Source organism: Bacillus sp. FJAT-18017, from assembly GCF_001278805.1.
In the GTDB taxonomy this organism is placed as follows: Bacteria; Bacillota; Bacilli; order Bacillales; family Cytobacillaceae; genus Bacillus_D.
This window is the reverse complement of record NZ_CP012602.1, coordinates 165,001-179,799: the sequence shown is the minus strand read 5'-3', so window position 1 is coordinate 179,799 and position 14,799 is coordinate 165,001. Positions and strand designations below refer to the sequence as shown.

12 protein-coding genes and 1 rRNA gene (1 of these 13 only partly in view) are annotated in these 14,799 nt (G+C 40.4%); 8 read left to right on the top strand and 5 right to left on the bottom strand.

The annotated features are described in order from the left end of the window. Positions 1 to 17 precede the first annotated feature (17 nt). The 5 genes from mnmE to rpmH all read right to left on the bottom strand — a co-directional run bounded on the left by mnmE (position 18) and on the right by rpmH (position 3,933). Positions 18 to 1,403, bottom strand: coding sequence for a tRNA uridine-5-carboxymethylaminomethyl(34) synthesis GTPase MnmE (mnmE, locus tag AM500_RS00945; RefSeq protein ID WP_053597525.1), 1,386 nt, complete (start codon positions 1,401 to 1,403; stop codon positions 18 to 20). Positions 1,404 to 1,742: 339 nt separating this feature from the next. Further along, positions 1,743 to 2,360 carry an RNA-binding cell elongation regulator Jag/EloR gene (jag, locus tag AM500_RS00940; protein WP_053597524.1) on the bottom strand — a complete coding sequence of 206 codons (618 nt, stop codon included), beginning with the start codon at positions 2,358 to 2,360 and terminating at the stop codon, positions 1,743 to 1,745. Continuing rightward, on the bottom strand, positions 2,357 to 3,133 hold the full coding sequence (spoIIIJ, locus tag AM500_RS00935) for a YidC family membrane integrase SpoIIIJ (RefSeq protein WP_043934284.1): 777 nt from the start codon (positions 3,131 to 3,133) through the stop codon (positions 2,357 to 2,359). The genes jag and spoIIIJ overlap by 4 nt, the downstream gene beginning before the upstream one ends. Positions 3,134 to 3,268: 135 nt before the next feature. Then, positions 3,269 to 3,631 (bottom strand): ribonuclease P protein component, encoded by a 363-nt coding sequence (rnpA, locus tag AM500_RS00930; RefSeq protein WP_053597523.1) that lies wholly within the window; start codon positions 3,629 to 3,631, stop codon positions 3,269 to 3,271. A gap of 167 nt (positions 3,632 to 3,798) precedes the next feature. Beyond that, positions 3,799 to 3,933, bottom strand: coding sequence for a 50S ribosomal protein L34 (rpmH, locus tag AM500_RS00925; protein ID WP_043934286.1), 135 nt, complete (start codon positions 3,931 to 3,933; stop codon positions 3,799 to 3,801). Between the two features lie 1,039 nt (positions 3,934 to 4,972). On the opposite strand from rpmH, the gene dnaA reads away from it, so the two are divergent. The 8 genes from dnaA to AM500_RS00885 all read left to right on the top strand — a co-directional run. Beyond that, positions 4,973 to 6,319 carry a chromosomal replication initiator protein DnaA gene (dnaA, locus tag AM500_RS00920; RefSeq protein ID WP_043934287.1) on the top strand — a complete coding sequence of 449 codons (1,347 nt, stop codon included), beginning with the start codon at positions 4,973 to 4,975 and terminating at the stop codon, positions 6,317 to 6,319. Between the two features lie 183 nt (positions 6,320 to 6,502). Further along, a complete protein-coding gene (gene dnaN, locus AM500_RS00915; RefSeq protein ID WP_053597522.1) occupies positions 6,503 to 7,639 on the top strand; it encodes a DNA polymerase III subunit beta in 1,137 nt (378 codons plus the stop codon). 269 nt (positions 7,640 to 7,908) lie between these two features. Further along, entirely contained in the window at positions 7,909 to 8,127 is a 219-nt protein-coding gene (gene yaaA / locus AM500_RS00910; RefSeq protein ID WP_043934289.1) for a S4 domain-containing protein YaaA, read from the top strand. Positions 8,128 to 8,138: 11 nt separating this feature from the next. Then, complete coding sequence (recF, locus tag AM500_RS00905; RefSeq protein WP_053597521.1) at positions 8,139 to 9,257, top strand: DNA replication/repair protein RecF; 1,119 nt, start codon at positions 8,139 to 8,141, stop codon at positions 9,255 to 9,257. A gap of 7 nt (positions 9,258 to 9,264) precedes the next feature. Next, on the top strand, positions 9,265 to 9,483 hold the full coding sequence (remB, locus tag AM500_RS00900) for an extracellular matrix regulator RemB (RefSeq protein ID WP_053597520.1): 219 nt from the start codon (positions 9,265 to 9,267) through the stop codon (positions 9,481 to 9,483). Positions 9,484 to 9,650: 167 nt separating this feature from the next. Continuing rightward, positions 9,651 to 11,558 (top strand): DNA topoisomerase (ATP-hydrolyzing) subunit B, encoded by a 1,908-nt coding sequence (gene gyrB / locus AM500_RS00895; RefSeq protein ID WP_442853998.1) that lies wholly within the window; start codon positions 9,651 to 9,653, stop codon positions 11,556 to 11,558. A 154-nt stretch (positions 11,559 to 11,712) separates the two neighbouring features. Then, positions 11,713 to 14,292: a DNA gyrase subunit A gene (gene gyrA, locus AM500_RS00890; RefSeq protein ID WP_053597519.1), complete on the top strand. Its 2,580-nt coding sequence runs from the start codon at positions 11,713 to 11,715 to the stop codon at positions 14,290 to 14,292. 435 nt (positions 14,293 to 14,727) lie between these two features. Further along, a 16S ribosomal RNA gene (locus AM500_RS00885) occupies positions 14,728 to 14,799 on the top strand; it runs 1,479 nt beyond the window's last position.

The following is a 14,799-nucleotide window of genomic DNA, read 5'->3' as shown; positions in this document are numbered from 1 at the left end:
CCTTTTAAAATTAAAATTTACTTACCGAGGCAGAATTGAGAGAAGAGCTGGTCAATCAAACTTTCATGGACACTCTCCCCAATTACCTCACCCAATAGTTCCCACGCTCTAGTCAAATCTATTTGTACGATATCAATGGGTGTACCCATTTCCACTCCTGCAATTGCTTCTTCTATCGAATGAAGTGCCTGGCCAATTAATGCAATATGCCGGCTATTAGAGACATAAGTCATATCGCCAGCCTCTATTTCCCCTGCAAAAAACAAGTCTGCAATTGCTTGCTCAAGTTCTTCAATTCCCTTATCTTCAATAAGTGAAGTCGTTATGATTTTCCTGCCAGATGCAAGAGCCTCTACCTCTGTAAAATCAATTTGTCTTTCCAAGTCGGTCTTGTTGACAATAATAATCGTGTCCATTCCTTCAGTTGCCTTAAAAATATTCCGATCCTCATCGGTCAACCGGTCGGAATTATTTAAGACGAGCAGAATCAAATCTGCATCTTTCAATACCTGGCGCGATCTTTCAACACCTATTTTTTCAACAATATCCTCAGTTTCCCTTATACCTGCAGTATCTAGCAGCCTTAGGGGGACACCTCTTACATTGACATATTCTTCAATGACATCTCGGGTTGTACCTGGAATATCCGTTACAATAGCCTTGTTTTCCTGAACAAGGCTATTCAGCAAAGAAGATTTTCCAACATTCGGTCTTCCTACAATAACCGTCGAAAGCCCTTCCCTCAATATTTTACCCTGCTGGGATGTTTGTAAAAGCCTTTGCAATTCGCCTCTTATATAATTGGACTTTTCCAACAGCATAGTATGAGTCATTTCTTCGACATCATCATACTCTGGATAGTCTATATTCACTTCAACATGAGCAAGTATTTCAAGGATTTCCTGGCGGAGTCTTTTAATGAGGCGTGATAGGCGCCCCTCCATCTGCCCAAGAGCTACATTCATCGCCCTGTCTGTTTTTGCTCGAATCAAGTCCATTACAGCCTCCGCCTGGGATAGATCGATACGTCCATTAAGAAAGGCGCGTTTTGTAAATTCACCTGGTTCAGCCAGCCTGGCTCCATTGTTCAATACGAGCTGAAGCACTCGATTGACACTGACCAGTCCCCCATGGCAGTTTATTTCTATTACATCCTCCCTTGTGAACGTCCTAGGCCCCCTCATAGCGGAGACCATTACTTCTTCAACAATTGAGTCTGTCTTTGGATCGACTAGGTGCCCGTAATGGATTGTATGGCTAGGAACCATTGATAGTCTTTTTCCGGCCGGGTTCCTGAATACTTTATCAGCAATTGAAAAAGCGTCATCGCCACTCAAACGGACTATTGCAATCGCTCCCTCACCCATAGGGGTCGATATTGCCGCAATCGTATCAAACTCCATATTATCCACCTCTATTCTTATAGTCCAATACATTTATCTATTAAATGAAGTCTCATTAGTTTAAAACACCAAAATAGTAGCATACCATAGCTTGATTGGCTGCGAAAGGCTGCTTATCCACAGCTGTTAAAGTCAACAAGTTTTATTTTAACTTATCCACATGTGAATAACAATAAAGCACGTCTGAATGGTAGGAGTTTTTGAAACCATTATGTTATTTTGCCTTAAATCAATAAAAGATATATGTCCACCCCAGGAAGACACCCCTTCAATACAATTTTTTTCATAAAAAAACTCCCTGCCAGCTGCCCGACAAGGAGTTTTCCATATTAATAAAAATTAACGGATTGGTGAAATCACAATATGCCGATGAGGCTCGGTACCATCCGAATAAGTTTTAACTTTCGTGTTTTCTGACAATGCGGTATGAATCACTTTTCTTTCATATGATGGCATAGGCTCAAGTGTTACGTTCTTACCAGTTTTCACTGCCTTTTGTGCAAGGCGCTGAGCAAGCTGGATAAGTGTTTCATTTCGCCGATTCCGGTAATCCTCAGCATCCAGAATGACAGTTAAATATTGTTCCGAGAATCGGTTAAGGACCAACTGAGTCAAATATTGCAGGGAATTGAGAGTCTGGCCCCTTTTACCAATCAATAATGCAATTTTTTCTCCAGAGAGAACAAATGTTACATGCTTGCCATCCTTAATTGTTTCAATTTCAATTGGGGCTCCCATTTGTTCAGCCACCTGATATAGAAATTTTCTTGCCTCTTCTAGCGGATCAATTCTTACTGTTACCTTTACAATTGCCGGTCTCGAGCCGAAACCGAAAATCCCTTTTTTACCTTCGTCAACAATCTCAACATCTGTACGTTCTTTCGTGGTGTTTAACTGAGCAAGTGCTGATTGTACTGCATCTTCAACGGTTTGTCCGCTGGCAGTTATCTGTTTCACTTTTTAGCTCCCCCCGCGTTGCCGGAGGCTTGCGCCTTTTTCAAGTCCGGCCCTTTAATGAAATATGTTTGGACAATCATGAAGATATTCCCTACTACCCAGTACAGAGAAAGGGCTGCCGGGAAATTAATCGCAAATATAATAATCATAAGCGGCATCATCCAAAGCATCATCTGCATTTGAGGATTGTCCGGCATTCCGGCCATTGACATTTTTTGTTGGATAAATGTAGTCAGGCCAGCTACTAACGGAAGGATATAATATGGATCCTTATCCCCTAGGTCGAACCAAAGGAAGTTATGGTCCGCAATTGCCCTCGTCCTTGATATTGCATGGTAAAAACCAATCAATATCGGCATCTGGACAAATAACGGGAAACACCCTGCCATTGGATTGACACCATGTTTCTGGAATAATGCCATTGTTTCCTGTTGCAATTTTTGCTGTGTTTTCTGGTCTTTGGAGCTGTATTTCTCTTGAAGCTTCTTCATCTCTGGCTGCAAAGCCTGCATTGCCTTTGTACTCTTTGTCTGTTTAATCATTAAGGGCAGGATAGCCAGACGAATCAAAATAGTTACGGCGATGATCGATAACCCAAAGCTCCCCCATAATAATTCTGCTCCCTCAATAATTAACCAAGAAAGCGGGTAGACAATGTACTCATTCCAAAAACCTGTGCTCTCTGCTGTTATCGGCTTGTTTACCTCGGTACAACCTGTTAAGAAAAGAACAAATGAAAACAAACCAATAAACGTGAATATTCGTTTACTCAACCGAAATTTCCTCCTTAAAACGGATGGTTATATTGGTGGGAAAACCCATACATACTATTAAAGAGACGCTATCTGAATCATTCTATCATTTTTTCCCCTGAAGTGCTTTCAAAATTTGCATATATGAGCAACTTTTCAATTTTTTTCATAGGAATAGTCCCTTTTCAATACCTTTGCAAGCTTCAATACATGCACAAGGCTTTTTTTGACCTCAAAAAAGTCCATATCAGCAACAGGTTTCCTGGCTATAATGACATAGTCAAAACCATTTGCGAGTCCGTCTTTCACTTCAAACACCGACTGACGTATGTATCTTTTAACCTGGTTACGAACCACAGCATTCCCTATCTTCTTGCTCACTGATAGGCCAATTCGAAAATTGGTTTGTCCTTCTTTTTTTAAGACGTAAACAATGAACTGCCTATTGGCTGTTGAATGTCCCTTTTTAAAAACCTGCTGAAAATCCTTATTCTCTTTTATTCTGTATCCCTTTTTCATACGCACACCTTCACTCCGGACTAATTACAGCCCATCCCTAAGTGTCATCCTAACCTTTAATAGAACTCTCTATTCCAAATCAACCGATAATCTAGACCGATCGAAAATAAACCAATTATCCTATTTTCCTCTAAATAGAAAAAAAGACCACTGAGACGGTCAGTGGCTTAAGCTGATAATACTTTTCTTCCTTTTTGGCGACGGCGTGCAATTACCTTGCGGCCGGTTGCAGAGCTCATACGCTTACGGAAACCGTGAACTTTGCTATGTTTCCTTTTATTTGGCTGGTAAGTCCTTTTCATTCTATGACACCTCCCTGAGGAATTGCTTAATTGCTTATAAAGACAGTCTGGATATTTTAGAAATAATTTTTGTTGAGACAGTCTTAATTATTATAGAGAGGTCCCCTGCCAATTGTCAACTATTGTTTGGGTTTTTCATACTTCTTCCAACAATGTTCAACTCCTCAACTCTTATTTGAATTGAACTAATATAGGTAGATTCGAATTCTTAAGTGTGAGGAACCAAATCAATTCTAACGTCCCGCGACGAAATATTTAAACTATCCCATTCAGTCATTTATATAGGATATATAGGAGAAAGGAATCAATTATTGAAGGCAGTAAGGCAGCTAAATAAATTTACTTACAAACCCTGGCTACTATATATGATCCGGAAAACCTACTTCATGCAGCAGGTTTTCTTCAAACTGCATTGCAAGGAATCTTTCTATCCCTTCGCCAGTATAAGCCGCGTTATTTTAGATTAACAAGCAAACTTCCAAAACTTACTTCTTCATATCTCACTTTGCCAAAACCATTTCGTAATCCTAGTAAATAAAATAAAAGACTAAGTATTTTTTACTTTTTTTCATCACAGAAAAAAGAGAAAACCAGCGCTCTACTTATGCTGTGGATAATTTCCGACATATTTTTTAGCTTTTCAAGAGGTTATTGACAAGTTTTTCACATGTTCTCTTATTGTGGATAAATTTTGTTAACAAACCTGTTATTGTTGTGGATAATCTATTAAAACCATTGCGCACCTTATCTTTTTCTGATATTATAGTTGTGTTTTCACTTCTGCGAATTAAATGTGGATAAATTGATTATCCACACACTGTGGATAACTTGTGGACAGTTATTCAAGGGTGTTGTAGAAAATTGTCCACAGGTAGAGGATATTGTCGAAACCCCTTCTTCTTTCCTTATTATATGTTTTTCCACAGTTACAACCACCTGAATATTTATACAACAGGGTTATACACCTTGTATAACAGTGACCAAAATATTCGCTTTTCATGAAATTTTATTATTCTACTAAAAAAGGAGGGAAAATAGATTGGAGAATATCTCGGACTTGTGGAATGAAGCTCTGGCCAGTATACAAAAGAAAATAAGTAAACCAAGCTTTGATACCTGGCTTAAATCAACCAAGTCGCATGCACTTCAAGGTAATACATTAATCATTACGGCACCGAACGAATTTGCCCGTGATTGGCTAGAAGAACGTTACTCCCAGTTAATCTCAGAAATACTTTATGAAATTACGGGAGAAGAACTTGAAATCAAATTTATTATTCCTCAGGTACAAAATGATGATGTACTTGATTTGCAATTTTCCAAAACAAAAGCGAAAAAAGAGGATGAACATAACGATATCCCTCTTACAATGCTAAACCCAAAATATACATTTGATACATTTGTCATCGGATCTGGAAACCGATTTGCCCACGCAGCATCACTTGCTGTTGCAGAGGCTCCAGCTAAAGCCTATAATCCCCTGTTTATTTATGGTGGAGTTGGACTTGGTAAAACACACTTGATGCATGCGATTGGTCATTATGTTTTGGAACATAACCCGTCAGCCAAGGTGGTTTACCTTTCCTCTGAAAAGTTCACGAATGAATTCATCAATTCAATTCGCGATAACAAGGCAATTGAATTCCGTAATAAGTACCGTAAAGTTGATGTACTTTTAATTGATGATATTCAATTCCTGGCTGGCAAAGAATCCACCCAGGAAGAATTTTTCCATACATTTAATACATTACATGAGGAAAGCAAACAAATAATTATCTCTAGCGATAGGCCGCCGAAAGAAATTCCGACTCTCGAAGACAGGCTCCGAAGCCGTTTCGAATGGGGTCTGATTACGGACATCACCCCTCCGGATCTCGAAACGCGGATTGCAATTCTTCGAAAGAAAGCCAAGGCAGAGGGACTTGATATTCCGAATGAAGTAATGCTCTATATAGCGAACCAAATCGATTCCAATATTCGTGAACTCGAAGGGGCTTTAATTAGAGTTGTTGCTTATTCTTCATTAATAAATAAAGATATTAATGCTGATTTGGCAGCAGAGGCTTTGAAAGATATTATTCCGAATTCGAAACCAAAAATGATTACAATACTTGACATTCAAAAAGCTGTAGGACAGCAATTTAATATTAAACTTGAGGATTTCAAAGCCAAGAAGAGAACTAAATCGGTTGCCTTCCCACGGCAGGTTGCAATGTATCTATCCAGGGAATTAACAGATTTCTCACTACCAAAGATTGGTGAGGAATTCGGAGGCAGGGATCACACAACCGTTATTCATGCTCATGAAAAGATTTCGAAACTACTCACTTCGGATGTCCAGCTTCAGATGCAGGTTAAAGAATTAAATGAGCTGTTGAAGGTTTAATGTATTTGTTGATAAGTCCTTATCAGTTACACACAGTCTATCCACATGTGGATAGACTGTCTTTCCTCTGAAAAAAAGACTTATCCACATAATCACAGGGCCTACTAGTACTTCTACGATTTTTAAAGAACTTATTAATATATTCATCTACAAGAAAATTATGACGCGATCGGGGGAATAAAAATGAAATTCAGTATTCAACGGGACAATCTAGTCCAAAGCGTGAATGATGTAATGAAGGCAGTTACATCGAGAACCACAATTCCAATTCTGACAGGTATAAAGATTGTTGCCGGAGAAGAAGGTGTCACTCTCACTGGAAGTGATTCTGACGTTTCTATTCAATCTTTCATTCCGAAAGAAGAAGATGGGGATGAAATTGTTGAAATTAAACAGCCGGGAGCGATTGTCCTCCAGGCAAAGTTCTTTAGTGAGATTGTAAAAAAACTCCCTACTGATACTGTGGAAATTGAAGTGCAAAATCAGCTTCAGACTGTTATCCGTTCAGGAAAATCCGAATTTAATCTTAATGGACTAGATGCAGAGGAATATCCTCACCTTCCACAAATTGAGGAAGATAACAAATTCAGGATTCCAGCAGATTTATTAAAAGCATTGATTCGCCAAACTGTTTTCGCAGTGTCCGTCTCAGAAACACGCCCTATCTTGACAGGTGTAAACTGGAAGATGGAAAATAATGAATTAACCTGTATTGCAACAGATTCCCATCGCCTGGCATTAAGAAAGGCCCGTGTAGAAACGGAGAACAATGAAACCTATAACATTGTGATACCTGGTAAAAGCCTGACTGAATTGAGTAAGATTATTGCAGACACAAATGAACCAGTAGACATTGTCATTACAGAGAATCAAGTTTTATTTAAATCAAAGCATGTCTTATTCTTCTCAAGACTCCTTGAAGGAAACTATCCTGACACTTCCAGACTGATTCCTTCAGAAAGTAAAACGGATGTTGTCTTGTTTACAAAGGATTTCCTTCATGCGATTGATCGTGCTTCCTTGCTCGCCAAAGAAGGAAGGAATAATGTTGTTAAATTTTCCACACTTTCAGACAACATAGTGGAGGTTTCCTCAAATACACCTGAAATTGGAACAGTAGTTGAAGAAATACAGGGACAATCTGTTGAAGGAGAGGAATTAAAAATTTCCTTCAGTGCAAAATACTTAATGGATGCTCTTAAAGCCCTTGAGGGAACAGATATAAAAATTAGCTTTACTGGAGCGATGAGGCCTTTTGTAATTCGTCCGATTCATGATGAATCAATACTCCAGCTTATCCTTCCAGTTAGAACTTATTAGTATGTATGCTTAGGTAAGAGGCTGCCGGTTAATCCTGGCGGCTTTTCTTGCAATTGGAAGGTGACACAACTCCAGCAATTTGGGGTGAGTACGGAAATTCCCGGAGTAGTGTCACCAGGTGCATAAGATTTATAATTAGATTTTCAAATAAAAGGAAATTACTGGGGTTATCCTAAATTTCTTTGAATTCTTTGTAACTAAGCCAAATTTTTAGTAAAATAAAGTATTGATACTTTCTAGCTAAACCATTTCGGAAAAGAGTGGACAATATGCGAGAAGAAATAAAAATAGATACAGACTATATTACACTGGGACAGTTCCTTAAGCTTGCGGATGTCATTCAAACGGGAGGCATGGCCAAATGGTTCCTTGGTGAGCACAAGGTGTATGTTAACGGTGAGCAGGATCAAAGGAGAGGCAGAAAGCTAAGGGATGGGGATAAAGTGAAGATTCCTGGATTTGGCGAGTTTGTCCTTAGAGAATCTTAAAGGATGTTTATATGCATATTGAACAGCTTGCTTTAAAAAATTATCGGAATTATAAGGACATATCAATCGACTTTGAAAACAAAGTGAATGTTTTTCTAGGGGAAAATGCCCAAGGGAAGACAAACATTATGGAATCCATTTATGTCCTGGCTATGGCAAAATCACACCGTACCACAAATGATAAAGATCTTATTCGCTGGGATACAGAGTATGCTAAAATAGAAGGACGAATCAAAAAGCGACACGGTTCAATCCCCATGCAGCTAGTTATATCCAAAAAAGGGAAAAAAGCTTGGTTCAACCACATTGAACAGCAGCGACTGAGCCAATATATCGGCAATATGAACGTGGTCATGTTTGCTCCTGAAGACCTGAATCTCGTCAAAGGCAGTCCGCAGGTACGCAGGCGTTTCATAGATATGGAGATTGGGCAGGTTTCACCTGTCTATTTGCATGGTGTCAGCCAATATATGAAAATTTTGCAGCAGCGAAATCATTACTTGAAAATGCTGCAAATTAAAAGATCCAGCGATGAAACAATGCTTGATATCCTGACTGAACAATTCATAGAAGCGGCAGTCAAAACAACGATTAAGCGATTTGAATTCTTAAGGATTCTTGAAAAGTGGGCACAGCCCATCCATAAAGGAATATCCAGGGGTACTGAAACGCTTGAAATCCGTTACGAGCCATCTGTTAATGTATTAGAAGGCCAAGACTTGTCGAAAATGATAGAAGTATTTCAAGAGAAATTCACCAAGGTCAAACAGAGGGAAATGGAAAGAGGGACGACGTTATTTGGACCACAACGGGATGATGTCACATTTTATGTAAACGGGAGAAATGTACAGACTTTTGGATCCCAGGGACAGCAACGGACAACCGCGCTTTCTGTTAAACTTGCTGAAATAGATTTGATTCATTCCGAAATAGGTGAGTACCCCATATTATTGCTTGATGACGTGCTTTCAGAACTGGATGACTACCGCCAATCCCATTTATTAAATACGATAGCCGGTAAGGTCCAAACGTTTGTAACAACGACAAGCATAGAAGGGATAGATCATCAAACAATGAAAGAGGCTTCAACTTTTGTTGTCAATGCCGGTGAAATTCTAAAAAGGAATTGAGGTATTTATGTACATTCATATTGGTGAGGATCATATGGTAAGAGCCAGTGAAATTATCGCGATCATCGATAAGGATAGTGCTGTTGTTCCTGAAACCGGCAAAAGCATTAACCTCTCTAAAGGATCATTTAAATCGGTAGTTATTACCGAGAAAAATGTCTACCTATCCCCTCTTGCTTCAAGTACATTAAAAAAACGTTCATACAAGGGAAAACAGGATTATTGAAATGAACTTTATATAGATTATAAATTTAAATGCACAAAAAAGGACTTTTTCAAGCTGGTTTATGGGAAAAGTTGAGCATTTTATTATTCGTAAAGAATGGACAATCCCTACCGATGGGAACAAAAGTATTGAAAGTGCAGGTGACCGGTTTGGCTATGGAACAAGATATGATTAAGGAACAAGCCTATGATGCCAATCAAATACAGGTTCTAGAGGGTCTGGAAGCGGTAAGGAAGCGCCCGGGAATGTATATAGGCTCTACAAGCGGCAAAGGACTTCACCACTTGGTCTGGGAAATTGTCGACAACAGTATTGATGAGGCTTTGGCTGGCTATTGCGATGAAATTAGAGTCATCATTGAAGAAGATAATAGTATTACAGTAATAGATAACGGCCGTGGTATCCCGGTTGGACTCCATGAAAAGATGGGAAGGCCAGCTGTTGAAGTTATTATGACGGTTCTCCACGCGGGCGGTAAATTCGGCGGCGGCGGATATAAAGTATCTGGAGGCCTCCATGGTGTTGGTGCCTCTGTCGTTAATGCGCTATCTACATTTCTTGAAGTATATGTACACAGGGACGGAAAGATTCATTATCAGAAATTTGAGCGTGGTGTCCCTGCGAACGATCTTAAGGTTATAGGAGAAACCGACCGTACCGGTACTACAGTACACTTTAAACCCGATCCGGAAATTTTTACTGAAACACTTGAATATGAATACGATGTCCTGGCTAACAGGATTAGGGAACTTGCTTTCTTGAACCGCGGTCTCCGGCTTATCATTGAAGATAAACGGGTAGAAAATAAGAGTAATGAGTATTACTACGAAGGCGGCATCAAGTCATATGTTGAGCATTTGAACAGAACGAAAGAAGCCATCCACGAGCCGATTTATATGGAAGGCGGCCGTGATGGAGTAAATGTGGAAGTTGCCATGCAATATAACGATGGCTATACCGGGAATCTTTATTCTTTCGCAAACAATATCCACACGTATGAAGGCGGTACACACGAATTCGGCTTTAAAACTGCCTTGACGAGAGTTATAAATGACTATGCCCGAAAGAGTGGAATCTTTAAGGAAGCGGATACGAATCTTTCTGGGGACGATGTGCGTGAGGGATTAACAGCAATTGTTTCAATTAAGCATCCTAATCCCCAATTTGAAGGACAGACAAAGACGAAGCTAGGTAACTCCGAGGTTAGGGCCATTACTGATACAGTATTTGCCGATAAATTTGAGCAGTTCATGATGGAAAACCCTGACGTCGCCAGAAAAGTCGTCGAGAAGGGCCTCATGGCGGCAAGGGCTAGGCTCGCGGCCAAAAAGGCACGTGAATTAACACGAAGGAAAAGTGCCCTAGAAGTGTCAAGCCTTCCCGGAAAGCTCGCAGATTGTTCTTCCAAAGACCCATCTGAAAGTGAAATTTATATCGTTGAGGGAGATTCTGCAGGAGGTTCAGCCAAACAGGGCCGTGACCGCCATTTTCAGGCAATCCTGCCTCTGCGCGGTAAAATCCTCAATGTTGAAAAATCAAGGCTTGATAAAATCTTGTCCAACAATGAGGTCAGAGCGATTATTACAGCTGTTGGAACTGGAATTGGCGAAGATTTTGATATAAGCAAAGCCCGTTATCACAAGGTTGTGATTATGACAGATGCGGATGTTGATGGAGCCCATATCCGAACTTTATTATTGACGTTCTTCTACCGATATATGCGCCCAATCATTGAATCTGGTTATATTTACATTGCCCAGCCGCCTTTGTATAAAATCCAGCAGGGCAAAAAGATCGAATATGCGTACAACGAAAAACAGCTTGAAAAGGTCATGTCCGAATTGCCGGCAACGCCTAGGCCGAATGTACAACGCTATAAGGGTTTGGGAGAAATGAACCCCGATCAGTTATGGGAAACGACTATGGATCCATCTGTAAGGACATTGTTGCAGGTTAGCCTGAACGATGCGATTGAGGCGGATGAAACATTTGAAATCCTGATGGGAGATAAAGTAGAACCTCGCAGGAACTTCATTGAAGAAAATGCCCAATATGTAAAGAATCTGGATATTTAATGCAAGACTAAACTGGATGACTTAAAACGCAAGGATAGATTGGCAGTCTATCCTGCTTTTTAATAAAATTACGGTTTTTAATTTGTTAAGGATGGCAGTGCTTGATAGGTAATTCATCTATTAGCCGCTTGTTCCTTAAGTGGAGGGTTATCTGATGGCTAATTTTGAAAACTCTCGTGTAGAGGAAATTAATATAAGCCAAGAAATGAAATCATCATTCCTTGATTATGCGATGAGTGTTATCGTTTCAAGGGCCCTGCCCGATGTACGGGATGGCCTCAAACCGGTACACCGCCGGATTCTGTATGCAATGCATGACCTTGGAATGCATTCTGATAAACCATATAAAAAATCAGCTCGTATCGTTGGTGACGTAATCGGTAAATACCACCCGCACGGTGACCAGGCTGTCTATGAAACCATGGTCCGTATGGCGCAGGATTTCAATCAGCGGTATATGTTAGTTGATGGCCATGGGAACTTCGGTTCGGTGGATGGAGACTCGGCCGCGGCCATGCGTTACACTGAATCGAGAATGTCAAAAATCTCGATGGAGTTATTAAGGGACATAAACAAGGATACAATAGATTATCAGGACAACTATGATGGTGAAGAAAGAGAACCTGTTGTCCTCCCTGCACGCTTCCCTAATCTCCTGGTTAATGGAACAACAGGTATTGCGGTGGGAATGGCAACTAATATTCCGCCTCACCAGCTGGGTGAGGTCATTGATGGTGTTCTTGCAGTTAGTAAGGATTCGGATATTACCATTCCGGAGCTTATGGAAACCATCCCTGGCCCTGATTTTCCAACAGGCGGTATTATTCTAGGCCGAAGTGGGATACGCAAGGCCTATGAAACCGGCCGGGGTTCTATTACCATACGTGCTAAGGTAGAAATTGAACAGCTTAAGAATGGAAAGGAAGTCATCATTGTAAAAGAACTTCCTTACCAGGTAAATAAAGCAAAGCTTATAGAGAAGATCGCCGAGCTCGTCCGTGAAAAGAGAATCGATGGCATTACGGATCTTCGGGACGAATCCGACAGGCGGGGGATGAGGATTTACATTGAGGTTCGAAAGGACACAAATGCAAATGTCCTTCTTAATAATCTCTACAAACAAACAGCCATGCAGACAACCTTTGGCATAAATATGCTGGCGCTTGTTAATGGGCATCCGAAAGTTCTAAATCTTAAGCAATGCTTAACATATTATCTTGATCACCAGAAGGTTGTAATCAGACGCCGGACCGAGTTTGAGTTGCGTAAAGCGGAAGCACGCGCCCATATTCTCGAAGGTTTGCGAATTGCACTTGATCATCTTGATGCAGTCATTACGTTAATTCGAAACTCCAGGACAACTGATATCGCTCGTGAGGGCTTAATTTCTACCTTCAATCTTTCCGAAAAGCAAGCACAGGCAATTCTCGATATGAGGCTCCAGCGCCTGACAGGACTGGAAAGGGAAAAAATTGAAGAGGAATACCAAAATCTAATGGCACAAATTGCTGAGTATAAGGCAATTCTTGCTGATGAAGAAAAGCTTCTCCAAATTATCCGTGATGAACTGACAGAAATTAAAGAGCGCTTTAATGACAAAAGGCGGACAGAAATAGCTTCTGGCGGTCTCGAGCACATTGAGGATGAAGATTTGATTCCTGTCGAAACTGTCGTGTTAACTTTGACCCATAATGGCTACATTAAACGCCTGCCTGCTTCAACCTACCGTGCGCAAAAACGTGGGGGGAGAGGTATCCAGGGCATGGGGACGAATGAAGATGACTTCGTAGAACAGTTAATTACCACTTCAACTCATAACACTATCCTATTCTTTACTAATAAAGGGAAGGTGTATAAAACCAAGGGATATGAAATTCCTGAATTCAGCAGGACTGCAAAAGGGATCCCTATTATTAACCTATTGGGGATTGAAAAAGGCGAATGGGTTAATGCCATTATTCCTGTAGAAGAATTTGTTGATGACTGGTTCCTGTTCTTTACCACGAAAGAAGGAATTTCAAAACGTTCGCCTTTATCTTCATTTGCGCATATCCGTAACAATGGTCTTATTGCCCTGAATCTTCGCGAAGGTGATGAATTGATTTCTGTTAGAATGACAGATGGTTCAAAAGAAATAGTCATCGCCACGAAGAAAGGCATGCAGATACGTTTTGCTGAAACAGATGTCAGGACCATGGGGAGAACTGCAACGGGGGTAAAAGGTATTACGCTCGATTCTGATGATGAAGTCATTGGAATGGAAGTTCTTGAGGATGATTCAGAGGTCCTCGTCGTTACAAGTAAGGGCTACGGTAAACGGACCGACGCAGCTGAATACCGCATTCAGGGACGAGGCGGAAAAGGAATCAAGACGGCCAATGTTATTGAAAGTAAAAATGGCCACCTTGTTTCTATGAAGACTGTCACAGGTGAAGAAGATCTTATGCTTATTACCACAGGTGGAGTACTGATAAGAATTCCGGTTGATAGTATCTCGAAGGTAGGCCGGAATACAATTGGCGTAAAGCTGATTAATATTAAAGAAAATGAAAGTGTTGCAACTGTTGCAAAAGTCGAACGCGAGGACGAAAAGGATGAGGACGGCTTGGAACTGCCAGAGTCAGTGATTGATGCAGCCCATCCCGATGAAACTGTAACAGTAAAAGAAGTAATCGAATTAGATGAACCTGTAGAATCCTCAGAAACAGATTCAGATGAAGGATCCGAGGAGTAGACCAATTCAGAATAAGCAGAGAGGAGCAAAGGGTGGGAAAACCCTCTGCTCCTTTTTTAATGGCTGTCTAAATACGTGAATATTGGGAGTATCCTTAGTGTAACGGCTCATCTGACCGGTTTTATATTGTAATCAATCTAAGTAGAATTATCTTGAATTTTCGGAACTAACTATTCTTTCGAAAGCTATTGCAGTAAAACCAGAATGTTGCTATAATCACAAACGCAGCATAAGTTGAACATATATTCATAGTAAAAAAGATATAAAAAAGTGTTGACTTATCGAGTTGTGAATGGTATATTAATAAAGTCGCTGTTACGCGATACATTAAAAGATTGTTCCTTGAAAACTAAACAAACAAGCGTCAACAAACAATAATATTTTGATGACTTCGGTCATCAGCCAACGTAACTTTATGAGCTAATCACTCACTCTTTATTGGAGAGTTTGATCCTGGCTCAGGACGAACGCTGGCGGCGTGCCTAATACATGCAAGTCGAGCGGGGT